12 protein-coding genes are annotated in these 18,040 nt (G+C 57.1%); 4 read left to right on the top strand and 8 right to left on the bottom strand.

Features of this window, described 5'->3' with window-relative positions:
- Positions 1-109: 109 nt before the first annotated feature.
- Entirely contained in the window at positions 110-1,279 is a 1,170-nt protein-coding gene (locus tag ACT3IC_RS14090; RefSeq protein WP_103180927.1) for a M20 aminoacylase family protein, read from the top strand.
- A 26-nt stretch (positions 1,280-1,305) separates the two neighbouring features.
- Positions 1,306-2,700, top strand: coding sequence for an MFS transporter (locus ACT3IC_RS14085; protein WP_103180928.1), 1,395 nt, complete (start codon positions 1,306-1,308; stop codon positions 2,698-2,700).
- A gap of 20 nt (positions 2,701-2,720) precedes the next feature.
- Here the strand turns inward: ACT3IC_RS14085 and queE are convergent, their stop codons facing one another.
- Positions 2,721-3,392 (bottom strand): 7-carboxy-7-deazaguanine synthase QueE, encoded by a 672-nt coding sequence (gene queE, locus ACT3IC_RS14080; protein ID WP_103180929.1) that lies wholly within the window; start codon positions 3,390-3,392, stop codon positions 2,721-2,723.
- A 252-nt stretch (positions 3,393-3,644) separates the two neighbouring features.
- On the opposite strand from queE, the gene ACT3IC_RS14075 reads away from it, so the two are divergent.
- On the top strand, positions 3,645-4,859 hold the full coding sequence (locus ACT3IC_RS14075; protein WP_473477876.1) for a glycosyltransferase: 1,215 nt from the start codon (positions 3,645-3,647) through the stop codon (positions 4,857-4,859).
- A 55-nt stretch (positions 4,860-4,914) separates the two neighbouring features.
- Here ACT3IC_RS14075 and eno read toward each other — a convergent pair whose 3' ends face one another.
- The 5 genes from eno to rlmD all read right to left on the bottom strand — a co-directional run bounded on the left by eno (position 4,915) and on the right by rlmD (position 12,604).
- Entirely contained in the window at positions 4,915-6,210 is a 1,296-nt protein-coding gene (gene eno / locus ACT3IC_RS14070; RefSeq protein ID WP_103180931.1) for a phosphopyruvate hydratase, read from the bottom strand.
- 82 nt (positions 6,211-6,292) lie between these two features.
- A complete protein-coding gene (gene pyrG, locus ACT3IC_RS14065) occupies positions 6,293-7,930 on the bottom strand; it encodes a glutamine hydrolyzing CTP synthase (RefSeq protein WP_103180932.1) in 1,638 nt (545 codons plus the stop codon).
- 224 nt (positions 7,931-8,154) lie between these two features.
- The gene (gene mazG, locus ACT3IC_RS14060; RefSeq protein WP_103180933.1) at positions 8,155-8,946 is read right to left on the bottom strand and encodes a nucleoside triphosphate pyrophosphohydrolase; all 792 of its coding nucleotides are present in this window, start codon (positions 8,944-8,946) and stop codon (positions 8,155-8,157) included.
- A 69-nt stretch (positions 8,947-9,015) separates the two neighbouring features.
- Positions 9,016-11,253 carry a GTP diphosphokinase gene (gene relA, locus ACT3IC_RS14055; RefSeq protein WP_103822711.1) on the bottom strand — a complete coding sequence of 746 codons (2,238 nt, stop codon included), beginning with the start codon at positions 11,251-11,253 and terminating at the stop codon, positions 9,016-9,018.
- A gap of 52 nt (positions 11,254-11,305) precedes the next feature.
- Positions 11,306-12,604, bottom strand: coding sequence for a 23S rRNA (uracil(1939)-C(5))-methyltransferase RlmD (gene rlmD / locus ACT3IC_RS14050; protein ID WP_473477870.1), 1,299 nt, complete (start codon positions 12,602-12,604; stop codon positions 11,306-11,308).
- Positions 12,605-12,661: 57 nt separating this feature from the next.
- Here rlmD and barA point away from each other — a divergent pair, with 57 nt between their 5' ends.
- Positions 12,662-15,433: a two-component sensor histidine kinase BarA gene (barA, locus tag ACT3IC_RS14045; RefSeq protein WP_156655172.1), complete on the top strand. Its 2,772-nt coding sequence runs from the start codon at positions 12,662-12,664 to the stop codon at positions 15,431-15,433.
- A gap of 38 nt (positions 15,434-15,471) precedes the next feature.
- Here the strand turns inward: barA and ACT3IC_RS14040 are convergent, their stop codons facing one another.
- Both ACT3IC_RS14040 and gudD read right to left on the bottom strand, forming a co-directional pair.
- Positions 15,472-16,611 carry a glycerate kinase gene (locus ACT3IC_RS14040; RefSeq protein WP_103180937.1) on the bottom strand — a complete coding sequence of 380 codons (1,140 nt, stop codon included), beginning with the start codon at positions 16,609-16,611 and terminating at the stop codon, positions 15,472-15,474.
- Between the two features lie 87 nt (positions 16,612-16,698).
- A complete protein-coding gene (gene gudD, locus ACT3IC_RS14035) occupies positions 16,699-18,039 on the bottom strand; it encodes a glucarate dehydratase (protein ID WP_168192060.1) in 1,341 nt (446 codons plus the stop codon).
- Position 18,040: the final 1 nt, after the last annotated feature.

Here is an 18,040-nt window from a genome sequence, read left to right as displayed (position 1 = left end):
AAACAATCAGAAATAATGCGTCGCTTCACAACAAAAAAGTGCATTTTCCGTCGCTGCGATCGGCATAAACTCGAAATTAGCATTGTTTGATAAAAAAAGGATAACAAAAATGACACATCCGATTGTTGAAGCACTGCAGGGCAACGAAGCGCAGTTTATTGAGCTGCGGCGACATTTTCATCAGCATCCTGAGATCGGTTTTGAGGAGCAGCAAACCAGCCAGCGCGTTGCGGAACTGCTTCAGCAATGGGGATATGAGGTACATCACGGGATGGCAAAAACCGGGGTGGTCGGCACCCTGAAAGTGGGCAACGGCAGCAAACGTCTTGGTCTTCGCGCCGATATGGATGCGTTGCCGATGCAGGAGGAGAGCGGCAAAGCGTGGAGCAGCACCGTTGAAGGCAAATTCCACGGCTGCGGTCACGACGGCCACACCACCACCCTGCTCTATGCCGCCGAGTACCTGGCGCGCACCCGCAACTTTAACGGCACGCTGCACCTGATTTTCCAGCCAGCGGAAGAGCTCCTGTATGGCGGACGGGTGATGGTCGAAGATGGCCTGTTTGAGACCTTCCCCTGCGACCATATTTTTGGCCTGCATAATATGCCGGGGCAGAAACTGGGCAAAATTGGCCTGCGCGATGGCGCCATGATGGCCTCCTCGGACACTATACACATTGAAGTTAATGGCGTGGGTGGGCACGGTGCCCTGCCGGAACATACCGTCGATGCGACGCTGGTGGCCTGCCATATTACCCTCGCCCTGCAGTCGATTGTGTCGCGCAATATCACTCCATTTGAACCCGCCGTGGTGACGGTCGGCAGTATTCAGGCCGGTCATGCGCCCAACATCATCAACGACAAAGTTCTGATGAAACTGACCGTGCGCACCCTGAACGAAAAGGTGCGTCAAACCGTTCTGCAGCGCATCCACGATATCGCCGTTGCGCAGGCAGAGAGCTTCAACGCCACGGCCACCATCCGTCATATCAACGGCAGCCCGGTGCTCATCAATAATCCTGCGGCCAACGAGATGGTGCGTACCGTCGCCCAGGATCTGTTCGGACAGGATGCTGTGGCCGCTATCGGTTCATTCATGGGCAGTGAAGACTTCGCCTTTATGCTTGAAAAGAACCCTGACGGCTGTTACTTCACCATCGGCGCTGGCGATGAAGCGGATCGCTGCATGGTGCATAACCCGGGCTATGACTTTAACGACAAGATCCTGATCACCGGCGCCGCACTCTGGAGCGCCCTGACCGAACACTATCTGCGTTGATCCCATATCCCCAGGAGGGCTGCACAATGAGTACCGTTCCCCTGACAGGCACCCCGGCTTTCGCAGGTAACGATCGACTGCTGGCGGGTATTGTTCTGAGCGTTCTGACATTCTGGTTATTTGCCCAGTCGGTGATTAACGTCGTGCCGGCCATGAAAAATAGCCTCGACATATCCCTGGAGACGCTCACGCTGGCAGTCAGTCTCAGCGCGTTATTCAGCGGCTGCTTTGTGGTTGCCAGCGGTGGCTTTGCCGATAAGTTTGGCCGCGTGCGCCTGACGGTTATCGGCCTGGTGCTGAGTATCATCGGCAGCGGCCTGCTGTTTCTGACCCGGGAACCGGTGCTTTTCCTGCTGGGACGGGCGATCCAGGGGCTGTCGGCAGCCTGCATTATGCCCGCGACACTGGCGCTGATTAAAACCTGGTACGACGGTAAAGCGCGCCAGCGGGCGATCAGCTTCTGGGTCATTGGCTCCTGGGGCGGCAGTGGCCTGAGCTCGTTTGTTGGCGGCGCGATTGCCACCAGCCTGGGCTGGCGCTGGATTTTTGTTTTTTCCATCGCGATGGCCCTGGCTGCACTGCTGTTGATCCGCGGTACGCCGGAAAGCCGAAGCGCCAGTGCTGGTCAGCACAAGCTGGATATTGGCGGGTTGGTGAGTTTTGTCTGTATGCTGGTGCTGCTCAACCTGTTTATCAGCAAAGGGCATAGCTGGGGCTGGGGCAGCGGCCTGTCACTGACGGTGCTGGGGGCAACGATCCTCGCGGCACTCGGTTTTATCTATACCGGCCTGCGCAAAGGCGATGCGGCGCTGATTGATTTTGCGCTGTTTAAAAACCGGGCCTACAGCGCGGCGGTGCTCTCAAACTTCATGCTCAACGGCTGTATTGGCACCATGATGATCACCAGCATCTGGTTACAGCAGGGCCATCATCTGACGCCTTTACAAACCGGAATGATGACGCTGGGGTATCTGGTGACGGTGCTCGCCATGATTCGCGTTGGAGAAAAGCTGCTTCAACGCTATGGCGCCCGCCTGCCGATGATGACCGGCCCGGTGTTGACCGCAATCGGCATCACCTTTATCTCCTGCACTTTCCTGAGCAAAGAGATCTATATCGTGACCGTCTTTTTCAGCAACGTCCTGTTTGGCCTCGGGCTGGGCTGTTATGCCACGCCATCGACAGACACGGCGGTGATGAACGCCCCAGAGAGCAAAGTTGGGGTGGCATCAGGGATCTATAAGATGGGCAGTTCGCTGGGCGGAGCAATGGGGATCGCCGTAACGGCTTCACTGTATGCCCTGCTGCTGCCGCTGGGCATGGCCAGCGCCGCACAGTACGCGCTGCTGTTTAACAGTGCGATTTGTCTCGGTTCGGCGGTGGTGGCCTGGGCGTTATTACCCAAATTGCGGGCCCCTTAGTAACAGAGGCCGCAGGGCTATCAGGCGATGTTCAGGTATTTGTGCGTCTGCATCGACAGACGCCAGTTACGCGCAATACAAGTCTCAATACACAGACGGGTGGCATCCTCTTTCTGGCTGATGGGCTGCAGCGCAATAACGCGCTGTTTTTCGTCCGTCAGCGTTGCCAGCAGCTCGTCCAGCGCTTCGATATCGCGCGTGCGCCCGACCGGGTGTTTGATCTCATCGGCACGCTCCAGCGCCTGGGAGAGGATGTCGTAACCGCCACGCATATTGACTTTTGGCGATACCGTCACCCAGGTGGTGTGGGAGCAGCGCACTTCATGGGTGCCGCTGGTCTCAATCTGACAGCTAAAGCCGTTCTTCTCCAGCAGCATGGTGAGCGGCATCAGATCGTGAATGCAAGGTTCACCGCCGGTGATCACCACATGGCGCGCCGTCCAGCCCTGACGACCAATGATCGCCAGCAGATCTTCCGGATTTGCTGCGCCCCATTTGTCGCTCTCTTTGGTTTTCGCCAGAATGCTGAACAGTGACACTTCCCGATCGCTAAGCGTTTCCCAGGTATGTTTGGTATCACACCAGGCACAGCCAACCGGGCATCCCTGCAGACGAATAAAAATAGCGGGAACGCCGGTGAAGTAACCCTCGCCTTGCAGGGTCTGGAACATCTCGTTAATCGGGTACTGCATAGTTATCTCTGGTCAGATTTACGGGGGGGGCATTATTGCAGATCGCACATAATCAGGCAAAACAACCCCCGTCACGATTTTATTCCGGTCAGTTTAAGGATAGCCAGGTTAACAGCCTTAGGGTGGAAAGCCGTGGTCAGAAGGCAATGTTAAAAACATTAAAACTTACGCTACGCTTTTAAGATATCGCCCACCCGGCTGTCGACGTTAACCCCTTTGACTGAGTAGCCATCAGAATACTGGACAAGCAGAATGAGCCATTTTGCGGTAATAACGCTACCGTTATACAGCCATATGCGCGCTATGGAAGCACTGGCAAAACACCTTATCGTGCGCGGCCATCGGGTCACTTTTTTTCAGCAGGAAGAGGCCCGCACGCTGCTCAGGGAACCGCAGGCGCACTTCATCGCCGTGGGTCACCCGACGCCGTCTGCGATGCACGAGCCGGGTTTTTTCCGCCTGATATCAGACATGGCAAGCGTTACCGATATGCTGTGCCGTGAACTGCCTCTCGCCTTCAAACAGCACAATATTGACGCCGTGATTGTCGATCAGATGGAGCCGGCAGGAGGGCTGGTTGCACAAGCGCTCAACCTGCCCTTTATCTCTATCTGCTGCGCCCTGCCGGTAAACCGGGATAACACCATTCCCTTGCCGGTGATGCCTTTTCGCTATGGCACCAGCAATCGCAGCCGGAAATTATACGCCTCCAGCGCGGATGTTTATGACTGGCTGATGTCGAAACAGGGGCGGGTCATTGCCTGTCATGCCCGGGCGTTTGGTCTGCCCTCGCGCACCAGGCTGGATCAATGCCTGTCGCCGTTGGCGCAAATCAGCCAGACCATCCCGGGCTTTGATTTTCCACGCACCTTGCCCGCCTGCTTCCATGAGGTAGGCCCGCTACGCTACGATCCGCCAACGGTCTCTACCGGCAATAAGAAGCCGTTTGTTTTTGCCTCACTGGGCACGCTCCAGGGCTACCGCTACGGGCTGTTCCGCACGATTGCCCGCGCCTGCCGACAGGCTGGTGTGCCCTTGCTTATTGCCCACTGTGACAGACTCAATGCAAGTCAAACCGCCCGGCTGGCGCGTGCGGGGGCGCAAACCGTAGGATTTACCGATCAGCTGGCGGTCTTGCGCGATGCCAGCGCCGTCATCACCCACGCAGGGCTGAATACGGTTATGGATGCCATCGCCACCGCCACGCCGATCCTCGCCGTACCTCTGGCGTTTGATCAGCCAGGCGTCGCCGCCCGAGTGGTCTTCAGCGGCATTGGCCTGAAGGCCTGCCGTTTTTCGCCGAGCCGCACGCTCAGCCAGCATCTTCTCGACCTGCTGGAAAATAAGCAGTACACGCAGCGCATCACCGCCCTCCAGACTCAGCTGATAAATGCCGGAGGGGCAGCACGGGCTGCCGAAATTATTGAACAGGCGGTATGCACACGTCATCGCGTACCGACGGTGTAATGATAAAAAAAACCCGCCGAAGCGGGTTTTTCTAAAGATGAAAGTTCAGCGTGAATTACTGACCTTTGATCTCTTTACGACCGTTGTAAGGTGCTTTCTCGCCCAGCGCTTCTTCGATACGAATCAGCTGGTTGTATTTAGCAACACGGTCAGAACGGCTCATAGAACCGGTTTTGATCTGGCCAGCAGCGGTACCAACAGCCAGGTCAGCGATGGTCGCGTCTTCAGTTTCGCCTGAACGGTGAGAGATAACGGCAGTGTAGCCAGCGTCTTTCGCCATTTTGATCGCAGCCAGAGTTTCGGTCAGAGAACCGATCTGGTTGAATTTGATCAGGATGGAGTTAGCGATGCCTTTCTCGATACCTTCTTTCAGGATTTTGGTGTTGGTTACGAACAGGTCATCACCAACCAGCTGGATTTTGTCGCCCAGGACTTTAGTCTGGTATGCGAAACCATCCCAGTCAGACTCGTCCAGACCATCTTCGATGGAGACGATTGGGTACTGTTTGGTCAGCTCTTCCAGGAAGTGAGTGAACTCTTCGGAAGAGAAGGCTTTGTTGCCTTCGCCAGCCAGAACGTATTTACCGTCTTTGTAGAATTCAGATGCTGCACAGTCCATCGCCAGGGTGATGTCGGTGCCCAGCTCGTAGCCTGCTGCTTTAACTGCTTCAGCGATTACGGCCAGTGCTTCGGCGTTAGAACCCAGGTTAGGTGCATAACCACCTTCGTCACCAACAGCGGTGTTCATGCCTTTGGCTTTCAGAACTTTTGCCAGGTGATGGAAAACTTCAGAACCCATACGGATGGCTTCTTTAACAGTTTTCGCGCCAACCGGCTGAATCATGAATTCCTGGATGTCGACGTTGTTGTCAGCGTGCTCACCGCCGTTGATGATGTTCATCATCGGAACTGGCATAGAGTATTTGCCTGGAGTGCCGTTCAGTTCAGCAATGTGTTCGAACAGTGGCTGACCTTTAGAAGCAGCTGCTGCTTTGGCGTTAGCCAGGGAAACAGCCAGGATTGCGTTCGCACCGAAGTTAGATTTGTTTTCAGTACCGTCCAGATCGATCATGATCTTGTCAATGCCAGCCTGATCTTTGGCATCTTTGCCAAGGATTGCCTGAGCAATAGGACCGTTTACTGCGCCAACCGCTTTGGTTACGCCTTTGCCCAGGAAGCGGGATTTGTCGCCATCGCGCAGTTCCAGCGCTTCGCGGGAACCAGTAGAAGCACCTGACGGCGCAGCAGCCATACCTACGAAACCACCTTCCAGGTGTACTTCGGCTTCAACAGTCGGGTTACCACGGGAGTCGATGATTTCACGACCGATGACTTTAACGATTTTGGACATTAGATTTTCCTCAGTACAAGTTAAACTAAAACTCCAGACAAACAACGCGTACCTCTGGTACGCGTTGCCGTTCTAACTTTTCTTACTTCGCCTGACGCTTCTGGAACTCCGTCGCGGCTTTCACAAAGCCAGCAAACAGCGGATGTCCATCACGCGGCGTAGAAGTAAATTCCGGGTGGAACTGGCAGGCAACGAACCACGGGTGGTTCGGCACTTCGATGATCTCGACCAACTGATCATCCCCGGAGCGGCCCGCAATACGCAGACCCGCAGCTTCAATTTGTTTCAACAGCAGGTTGTTCACTTCATAACGGTGACGATGGCGTTCAGTGATGACTGGCGCACCGTACATCTGGCGTACCAGGCTGTCATCAGAGAGCTGGCAAGCCTGAGAACCCAGACGCATCGTGCCACCCAGATCGCTTTTCTCGGTACGGACTTCGACGTTACCTTCTTCGTCGCGCCATTCGGTAATCAGCGCCACAACAGGGTACTTACAGTCTGGCACAAATTCCGTAGAGTTCGCGTTTTCCATGCCCACCACATTACGGGCAAATTCAATCAGTGCAACCTGCATACCCAGGCAAATGCCGAGGTAAGGAATATTGTTTTCACGCGCATAGCGTGCGGTGGCGATCTTGCCTTCAACGCCACGGTAGCCGAAGCCGCCAGGGATCAAAATAGCATCCAGATCTTTCAGAATTTCTACACCGCGGGTTTCAACATCCTGCGAATCGATCAGCTTGATGTTGACGGTTACGCGGTTTTTCAGGCCACCGTGTTTCAGCGCTTCGATAACGGACTTATAGGCGTCCGGCAGTTCGATGTACTTGCCGACCATACCGATAGTCACTTCGCCTGCCGGGTTCGCTTCTTCGTAAATAACCTGTTCCCATTCAGACAGGTTAGCTTCCGGACAGTTCAAGCTGAATCGTTTACAAATATAATCGTCCAGGCCCTGTGATTTCAACAGGCCCGGAATTTTATAAATGGAATCGACATCTTTCATTGAAATAACGGCTTTTTCTGGCACGTTACAGAACAATGCAATTTTTGCACGTTCGTTGGCCGGAACCGCACGATCGGAGCGGCAGACCAGAATATCTGGCTGAATACCGATGGAGAGCAGCTCTTTAACGGAGTGCTGAGTCGGTTTGGTTTTCACTTCACCTGCGGCAGCCATGTAAGGCACCAGGGTCAGGTGCATGAACAGCGCGTGTTCGCGACCAATATCAACCGCCAGCTGACGGATCGCTTCGAGGAACGGCAGGGATTCGATATCGCCTACGGTACCGCCGATTTCTACCAGCACGACGTCGTGGCCTTCACCACCAGCAATGATGCGCTCTTTAATGGCGTTGGTGATGTGTGGGATAACCTGAACGGTTGCGCCCAGGTAGTCACCGCGACGCTCTTTACGCAGAACGTCGGAGTAGATACGGCCAGTCGTGAAGTTGTTACGGCGGGTCATTTTGGTGCGAATGAAACGCTCGTAGTGACCCAGGTCCAGGTCGGTTTCAGCGCCGTCTTCAGTAACGAACACTTCCCCGTGTTGGATCGGGCTCATGGTACCTGGATCGACGTTGATGTACGGATCCAGCTTCATCATGGTCACATTGAGGCCACGGGCTTCAAGAATGGCTGCGAGGGAGGCTGCGGCAATGCCTTTACCCAGAGAGGATACAACCCCGCCGGTCACAAAAATATAGTTCGTTGTCATGCTGAACCTGAGAAGTTAGGGTGAAACGATGGAATAACCAGGACGGGAAAGTAGTATACCCGAACACGGCGAGCGCCACAAACTTTCATTCTCCGTCTCCTGTCTCAGGCTTTGACTCATATTGGGAGTGAGAAAATAGCCCCTTTTGGGTAAATGTTTTTGACGCAAATCAAGCGCTTGTCATTTAAAAAATCACACAAATTGCGCTTGATCGCAAAAACCCGTTAGAGATCAGATTCCTGGCGTTTTACTTCCTGCCAGACTTCTTCCATCGCGTCGAGGTCCACGCCGGTCATTTCCAGGCCGCGCGCCGCGATAATGCGCTCCACTTCCCGGAAGCGGCGCTCGAATTTGAGGTTCGCTTTCTGCAGCGCCATTTCGGCTTTGACGCCCAGATGACGAGAAAGATTGACGGTGGCAAACAGCAGATCGCCCATCTCCTCTTCAAGCTTCTCCTGGTCCACTACCGCCTGCTGCGCTTCGTGCATCACCTCGTCAATCTCTTCATGCACTTTGTCGAGCACCGGGCCTAAGGATGTCCAGTCAAACCCCACCGTCGAGCAGCGTTTCTGAATCTTGTGCGCGCGCATCAGCGCCGGCAGGCTTAACGGAATATCGTCCAGCGCCGAATGTTGCGACTTTTCAGCCCGTTCCGCGCTTTTAATCTGTTCCCAGCGGGCCAGAACCTCGGTACTGTTTTCGGCGGTGGCATCACCAAAGATGTGCGGGTGACGGCGCTCCAGCTTGTCGCTGATGGCGGCACAGATATCGTTGAAATCGAAGCGTCCCTCCTCCTGGGCCATCTGCGCATAGAACACCACCTGGAATAGCAGGTCTCCCAGCTCGCCGCGCAGATCGTCAAAATCTTCCCGGGAGATAGCGTCCAATACCTCGTAGGTCTCTTCAAGCGTGTAGGGGGCGATGGTGGCGAAAGTCTGCTCTTTATCCCACGGACAGCCGTTTTCCGGGTCGCGCAGACGTTGCATAATGCCGAGCAGGCGGTCGATTTGGGTCATAGTTTTGTCCTGATAAAAAAATGCCGGGTGGCGGCTTGCGCCTTACCCGGCCTACAAAAGAAGGTGCGATTATCCGCCGTGCAGACGACGGGCGTCGATCACATCCGGCACCTGGTTCAGCTTGCCGAGCACACGGCCCAGCACCTGCAGGTTATAGATTTCGATGGTCATATCAATGGTGGCGAGCTGCTGGCGCGTATCGCTGCGGCTGGCGACGCCCAGCACGTTCACCTTCTCGTTCGCCAGAATGGTGGTGATATCGCGTAGCAGGCCGCTGCGATCGTTGGCTGAGACCCGCACTACCAGTGAATAACCGGCGGAATAGCTCTCGCCCCACACCGCATCCACGATGCGTTCCGGCGCGTGAGACTGTAAATCGTCCAGCTGATCGCAGTCCGCACGGTGAATGGAGATCCCGCGCCCCTGGGTGATAAAGCCGACAATCTCATCCCCCGGGATTGGCTGGCAGCAGCGGGCAATATGGTGCATCAGGTTGCCGACGCCCTCCACCACCACTCTGCCTTTGTCTTTTTCTTTGCCACGGTGCGAGGGGGCGTAGCTCTTCTGCTGAAGCTGCTTCAGCGCCGCCGCATCCTGCTCTTCCGCGCTCGGTTTGTTGAACTGCGCCTGCAGGAAATTCACCATCTGGTTAAGACGAATATCCCCACCGCCAATGGCGGCCAGCAGCTCATCCAGCTCGTTAAAGTTGTAGCGCGGCAGAAGGAATTTTTCTGCCTCTTTCAGGTGGATGCCTAAATGCTCCAGCTCGTCATCGAGGATCTGGCGTCCGGCAAGAATATTCTTGTCGCGATCCTGCTTGCGGAACCAGGCATGAATTTTTGAGCGCCCGCGGCTGGTGGTGACATAGCCGAGGTTCGGGTTCAGCCAGTCGCGGCTCGGGTTCGGCTGTTTCTGGGTGATGATCTCAATCTGGTCGCCCATCTGCAGCTGGTAGGTGAACGGCACGATACGCCCGCCGATTTTGGCGCCGATGCAGCGATGCCCCACATCGCTATGGATGTGGTAGGCGAAGTCGAGCGGCGTTGAGCCTGCCGGCAGGTCAACCACGTCGCCTTTCGGCGTAAAGACGTAGACCCGGTCGTCAAAGACCTGGCTGCGCAATTCGTCGAGCATTTCACCGGAGTCGGCCATCTCCTCCTGCCACGCAATCAGCTTACGCAGCCAGGCGATACGATCCTCGTGACCGGAGCGCGCCCCGCTTGTGGGCCCCTCTTTATACTTCCAGTGCGCGGCGACGCCGAGCTCGGACTCCTCATGCATCTGCTTAGTACGGATCTGGATTTCGACGGTTTTGCCGCCCGGCCCCAGCACCACGGTATGGATCGACTGGTAGCCGTTCGGTTTCGGATTGGCGACATAGTCGTCAAACTCATCCGGCAGGTGACGGTAATGGGTGTGGACAATCCCCAGCGCGGCGTAGCAGTCCTGCAGCCGCTCGGCGACGATACGCACGGCGCGCACATCAAACAGCTCGTCAAAGGCGAGATGCTTTTTCTGCATTTTGCGCCAGATGCTGTAGATATGCTTCGGACGGCCATAGACTTCAGCCTTCACCCCCTCTTCTTTCATCGACTTACGTAAGCCGCCGACAAACTCATCGATGTAGTGTTCCCGATCGATACGGCGTTCGTGCAGCAGCTTAGCAATGCGTTTGTATTCCGCCGGGTGCAGGTAGCGGAAGCAGTAATCCTCCAGCTCCCATTTCAGCTGGCCGATGCCCAGACGGTTCGCCAGCGGGGCATAGATGTTGGTGCACTCTTTCGCCGCCAGCACGCGTTCGTCTTCCGGCGCGTCTTTGACTTCCCGGAGGTGGGCGACGCGTTCGGCAAGCTTAATGACCACACAGCGGAAATCATCCACCATCGCCAGCAGCATACGACGCACGTTATCCACCTGTTCAGACGAGACCGAATCGGTGTGGGTGGCTTTGAGCTGACGGATGGCCGCCATATCGCGCACGCCGTGGATCAGCGCCACGATCGATTTCCCGACGCTTTCGCGCAGCACCTCTTCTGTGACCACCTCGGCGTCGGCCAGCGGGAAGAGCATAGCCGCACGAAGGGTGTCGATATCCATACTCAGCATGGAGAGGATCTCAACCATCTCTACGCCGCGCCACAGCAGCAGCTCGGCATCGGGATGCCCCTGCGTGGTGCGCAGACAGTAGGCCCATGTTTCGGTTAAGCGTTCACACGACTGCTGGCTGGCAATCCCCAGACTTGCGATCCATTTTTGTGGGTCAAACTCACCAGCTTTATTGAGATGTGCACTTCTTACCGCAACCATTGTCCTCTCCTTTAGGGACCCCTGCCTGTCGAATTCGACAAGCCGAAACTCATCAATTGTGTTCAAACAACGCCATTGATTCCAGATGCCCAGTGTGCGGGAACATATCAAGCATTGCCAGACGCTGAATCTGGTAACCCGCCGCTAATAACGCCTCGCTATCGCGGGCAAGCGTTGCCGGATTACAGGAAACATAGACCACGCGTTTGGGCGCCAGTTTAATAATATGCTGCATCACGCCTGGCGCGCCCGCGCGTGCCGGATCAAGCAGGATTTTATCGAAACCGTGCGCCGCCCATGGCTGCTGGGTAACATCCTCTTCAAGATTTTCGTGAAAAAATGTCACGTTTTGCAGCGCATTGTGAACAGCGTTATCGCGCCCCTTTTCCACCAGCGCCGCCACGCCTTCAACGCCGACCACGCTTCGTGCCCGTTTTGCCAGCGGCAGGGTAAAGTTGCCCATCCCGCAAAACAGGTCGAGTACCCGGTCCTCCGGCTGAATATCCAGCCACGCCAGCGCGGTCGCGACCATCTGCTGGTTAACGCCGTCGTTAACCTGAATGAAGTCGCGCGGGCTGAACGTTAAGCGTAGCCCGTCTGAATCATACCAGGGCGTTTCGCCGCTCAGTTGCTCAAGTATCTCGCTTTGCGGGGCGAGATAAAGCGCAAGGTCATGAGAATGCGAAAAGCGTTCCAGTTTTTCACGATCCCGGGCCGACAACGGCGCCGTATGGCGCAGCACCATCAGCGGGCCACTGTTCGCCAGCACCAGCTCAACGTGCCCAAGATGGCGGACCCCCTGCAGGCCAGAGAGGCATTTGTGCACCTCTGGCAGCAATGCCTCAAGACGGGGCACCAGAATGGGGCACGCTCTGACATCAACGATGTCGCTGGAGTTGGCCTTGCGAAAGCCCATCTCCAGACGCGCGGTTTTCGGCTGATAATTGAGGCTCAGACGCGCCCGGCGGCGGTAGCCCCAGGGTTTATCTGCGATCACCTCATCGACGTCGTGCTTCAGCAGGTGCGCCAGGGCGTTGCTTTTGCTGCGCTCCTGCAGCGCGACGCTGGCGTGCTGTTGTTGGCAGCCGCCGCAGACGCCAAAGTGCGGGCAGCGAGGCGTTTCACGTTCCGGGCTATCATTAAGACGGCGCTTTACCTGCCCGCGTGCGTACTGACGTTTCTCTTCCATCAGGGTGATTTCCGCACGCTCCTGGGGCAGCAGGCCGGGAATAAATACGGTCTTGCCCTCGTGGCGCGCCACCCCCTGTCCGAACGGATCGAGGTCTGTCACTTCAACAGTTATGATCTGACGCGTCGTCACGCGTCGCTTTGCAGAGTAGAATTGCGCCATCGCCGGGAATTTTCTCAAATGAACATATTGACTCTAATTGTCCCATAACGGAACTCCATGACCAACTACAGCCTGCGTGCGCGCATGATGATTTTGATCCTCGCCCCTACCGTACTCATTGGTTTACTGCTGAGTACCTTCTTCGTGGTGCACCGTTATAACGACCTGCAACGTCAGCTCGAGGACGCCGGTGCCAGCATTATTGAGCCGCTCGCGGTCTCCAGCGAGTACGGCATGAACCTGCAAAATCGCGAGCCCATCGGCCAGCTCATCAGCATTCTGCACCGTCGTCATTCGGACATTGTGCGGGCGATTTCAGTGTATGACCAAAATAATCACCTGTTTGTGACCTCCAATATTCAGCTTGATCCCGACACCCTGAAGCTGCCGGATGGTACGGCGTTTCCAAAACGGCTGAGCGTGATCCGCCAGGATGAAAAAATGATCCTGCGCACCCCTATTATTTCGGAAAGCTATTCACCGGATGAATCTCCCGCGTCGGACGCTAAGCCCAATAACAATCTGTTGGGATATGTGGCGCTGGAGCTGGATCTCAAGTCCGTGCGGCTGCAACAGTACCGGGAGATCTTTATCTCCACGGTGATGATGCTGTTCTGTATCGGCATTGCGCTGATCTTCGGCTGGCGTCTGATGCGGGATGTAACCAGCCCCATCCGCAACATGGTAAATACCGTCGACCGGATCCGCCGGGGCCAGCTCGACAGCCGCGTCGAAGGCTTTATGCTCGGCGAGCTGGATATGCTGAAAAACGGCATCAACTCAATGGCCATGTCGCTGGCGGCATACCATGAGGAGATGCAGCATAACGTCGATCAGGCTACTTCCGACCTGCGCGAAACGCTGGAGCAGATGGAGATCCAGAACGTTGAGCTGGATCTGGCTAAAAAACGCGCCCAGGAGGCGGCACGCATCAAGTCGGAGTTCCTGGCGAATATGTCCCACGAGCTGCGCACCCCGCTCAACGGGGTGATTGGCTTTACCCGCCTGACGCTGAAAACCGAGCTCAACCCGACCCAGCGTGACCACCTGCATACCATTGAACGCTCCGCCAACAACCTGCTGGCGATCATCAATGACGTACTGGACTTCTCCAAGCTCGAAGCGGGCAAATTGATCCTCGAGAGTATTCCGTTCCCGCTGCGCAACACCCTGGATGAGGTGGTCACCCTACTGGCGCACTCCTCCCACGACAAGGGGCTGGAGCTTACGCTGAACATTAAAAATGATGTGCCGGACAACGTCATTGGCGATCCGCTGCGCCTGCAACAGGTGATCACCAACCTGGTGGGTAACGCCATTAAGTTCACCGAGAGCGGGAACATCGACGTGCTGGTCGAAAAACGCTCCATCAGCAATACCAAAGTGCAGATTGAGGTGCAGATCCGCGACACGGGGATCGGTATTCCTGAGCGCGATCAGTCCCGGCTGTTCCAGGCCTTCCGCCAGGCCGACGCCAGTATCTCCCGCCGCCACGGCGGTACCGGGCTGGGGCTGGTCATCACGCAAAAACTGGTTAATGAGATGGGGGGCGATATCTCCTTCCACAGCCAGCCTAACCGGGGTTCGACCTTCTGGTTCCATATCAACCTCGACCTGAACCCGAACGTGCTGACCGATCGTCCGGCCATGGATTGCCTGCAGGGTAAACGGCTGGCGTACGTGGAGCCCAATACCGCCGCCGCGCAAAGCACCCTCGATGTGTTAAGCACGACGCCGCTGGAGGTGGTCTACAGCCCGAACTTCTCCACGCTGCCGGTTGACCATTACGACATCCTGCTGCTGGGGATCCCGGTGACCTTTACCGGCGATCTGACCATGCAGGAGGAGCGGCTGGCGAAAGCGGCCTCGATGACCGATTACCTGCTGCTGGCCCTGCCCTGCCATGCCCAGATCAACGCCGAGGAGCTAAAACATGACGGGGCGGCCGCCTGCCTGCTGAAACCGCTGACGGCCACGCGCCTGTTGCCAACGCTGACGGAATATTGCCGTCTGAACCATCACATCGCACCGATGACCAGCGATGAGAGCAAACTGCCGATGACCGTGATGGCGGTGGATGACAACCCCGCCAACCTGAAGCTGATCGGGGCGTTGCTGGAGGATCAGGTTCAGCATGTCGAACTGTGCGAGAGCGGTCTGCAGGCGGTGGAGCGAGCGAAGGAGAAGCAGTTTGACCTGATCATGATGGATATTCAGATGCCCGGTATGGACGGCATCCGCGCCTGTGAACTGATTCGCCAGCTTCCTCATCAGCAGCAAACCCCGGTGATTGCCGTGACGGCGCATGCGATGGCGGGGCAAAAGGAGAAGCTGCTGAGCGCCGGGATGAACGACTATCTGGCGAAGCCGATTGAAGAAGAGAAACTGCACAGCCTGCTGCTGCGCTACAAACCCGGCCCTACCACAGGCAACTGGATCCCCGCACCGGAGATTCCGCCGGCGGCCCCGGAGATTGTGACTAACGTCAGTGCCACCCTCGACTGGCAGCTGGCGCTGCGTCAGGCGGCGGGCAAAAATGACCTCGCGCGGGAGATGCTGCAGATGCTGGTCGCGTTCCTGCCAGAGATCCGCAATAAAGTGGAAGAACAACTGGTGGGAGAAAACCCGGAAGACCTGGTCGGGGCGATCCATAAGCTGCACGGCAGTTGCGGGTACAGCGGGGTGCCGCGTCTTAAGAATCTCTGTCAGCTGCTGGAGCAGCAGTTACGTTCCGGTACGCCGGAAAGCGAGCTAGAGCCGGAGTTCCTGGAGTTGCTGGATGAGATGGATAACGTCACGCGGGAAGCGATGAAGGTGCTGGGGTCGTAAGGCCCCTCTCCCGACAGGAAGAGGGGGAACAGAAGGGATTACAGCCCCCTTCCCACTTTTAATACGGCGGCGATATTGCGGGCCGCCATCCGCACGTTTTCTTCGGCCTCTTCCAGCGCCTCTTCCAGCGTACAGACGGTATAAATCACGCTGAACACCGCGTCGATGCCATGGTCATGCACCACGCCGACGTCCGCCGTCAGGCTGCCCGCGAGGCCAATGACCGGTTTATTGTAGCGTTTGGCAATCTTCGCCACCCCTACCGGCACTTTGCCATGAACGGTCTGGCTGTCGATCCGCCCTTCGCCGGTGATCACCAGATCGGCATCGGCCACCAGGCCGTCGAGATTGAGCGCATCGGTGACGATTTCAATACCCTGGCGCAGCTGCGCGCCGCAAAACGCATACAACGCCGCGCCCATACCGCCCGCCGCGCCGCCACCCGCCAGCCCGAGCACGTCAACGTCCAGGTCGCGGGCGATGATCCGGGCATACTGCGTCAGCGCGCGATCGAGGCGCACGATCATCTCTGAGGTCGCCCCCTTTTGCGGACCAAACACGGCGGACGCGCCATTGTCGCCGGTCAGCGGGTTAGTGACATCGCATGCCACCTCAATGCGGCACGCCGTCAGTCGTTTATCCAGACCGCTGATATCGATACGTGCCAGCCTTTCCAGTTCACCGCCGCCGGGACCGATGGCGTGACCCTGTTCGTCCAGCAGTTTCGCACCAAGCGCCTGCACCATCCCTGCGCCGCCATCGTTAGTGGCGCTGCCGCCAATCCCAATGATGATATGTTTTACGCCTGCATCCAGGGCATGGCGGATCAGCTCCCCGGTTCCCCAGGAGGTGGTTTTCAGCGGATTGCGCTGGGCCGGGGGAACCAGCTCCAGACCGCTGGCCGCCGCCATCTCGATGAATGCGCTTTTTCCATCGCCGGAGCGGCCATAAAAACCGTCAACATGCTCGCCGAGCGGCCCCGTTACGCGTACCTGAATAATTTCACCCTGGGTGGCGGCGACCATCGCTTCCACGGTGCCCTCCCCGCCATCGGCAACCGGCAGTTTCACGTACTCCGCCGTGGGGAAAATCTCGCAAAATCCTTGCTCTATCGCCGTTGCCACTGCCAGGGCACTCAGGCTCTCTTTGTAAGAGTCCGGTGCGATCACTATTTTCATAAGCCGTCCTTACGCATGTTGACTACCATAAGCATACACCCGTCACGCAAGAGATAATGCCGACTCCCGCAGGAACCGGCACCGGACTTAACGCACCATGCAAGGGCGTTTGTTGTTGAAGGTCCACTCCGGAATCAGGTACTGCATCGCCATCGCGTCGTCGCGTGCGCCCAGACCGTGCTGCAGGTAGAGCTCGTGCGCCTTCATCACCTGATCCATATCCAGCTCCACGCCCAGACCCGGTGTGGTTGGTACCTGCACCATACCGCCCTTGATTTCGAACGGCTGTTTGGTCAGGCGCTGGTTGCCCTCCTGCCAGATCCAGTGGGTGTCGATGGCGGTGATGTTGCCCGGCGCGGCAGCGGCCACGTGGGTGAACATCGCCAGCGAGATATCAAAGTGGTTGTTGGAGTGCGAACCCCAGGTCAGGCCGAACTCGTGACACATCTGCGCCACGCGCACCGAGCCCTGCATGGTCCAGAAGTGCGGATCCGCCAGCGGGATATCCACCGACTGCAGCGACAGGGTATGCCCCATCTGACGCCAGTCGGTGGCGATCATGTTGGTGGCGGTTGGCAGACCGGTGGCGCGGCGGAACTCGGCCATCACTTCACGCCCGGAGAAGCCCTGCTCGGCACCGCACGGATCTTCCGCATAGGCCAGCACGCCCTTCAGACGCTTACCGATGCGGATCGCCTCGTCCAGCGACCATGCGCCGTTTGGATCGAGGGTGACGCGCGCCTGTGGGAAGCGTTTCGCCAGTGCAATGATCGATTCGGCTTCTTCTTCTCCTGCCAGCACGCCGCCCTTGAGTTTGAAATCGTTAAAGCCGTACTTCTCGTAGGCGGCTTCCGCCAGACGGACCACCGCATCAGGGGTCATCGCCTCTTCATGGCGCAGGCGATACCAGTCGCACTGCTCATCCGGCTGGCTCTGGTACGGCAGCGGGGTCAGCTTGCGGTTGCCCACAAAGAACAGGTAGCCCAGCATCTCAACTTCGGTGCGCTGCTGCCCGTCACCCAGCAGGGAGGCGACGTTAACGCCCAGATGCTGGCCCAGCAGGTCGAGCATCGCCGCTTCAATACCGGTCACCACGTGGATAGTGGTGCGCAGGTCGAAGGTCTGCAACCCGCGGCCACTTGCGTCACGGTCGGCAAATTCGTTACGGACGGCGTTAAGAACGTTTTTATAGGCGCCCAGGGTTTGACCCACCACTAACGGGATCGCATCTTCCAGCGTTTTACGGATCTTCTCGCCACCCGGGATTTCACCTACCCCGGTGTGACCGGCGTTATCTTTGATAATCACAATATTACGGGTGAAGAACGGGGCATGGGCGCCGCTCAGGTTCATCAGCATGCTGTCATGACCCGCGACCGGGATAATCTGCATGGAGGTCACAACAGGAGTAGTAGACGTGCTCATAATT

It is taken from the genome of Leclercia sp. GHBNCSD, assembly GCF_055805075.1.
The sequence above is the reverse complement of the archived record's forward strand: the minus strand, read 5'-3'. Positions and strand labels throughout refer to the sequence as shown.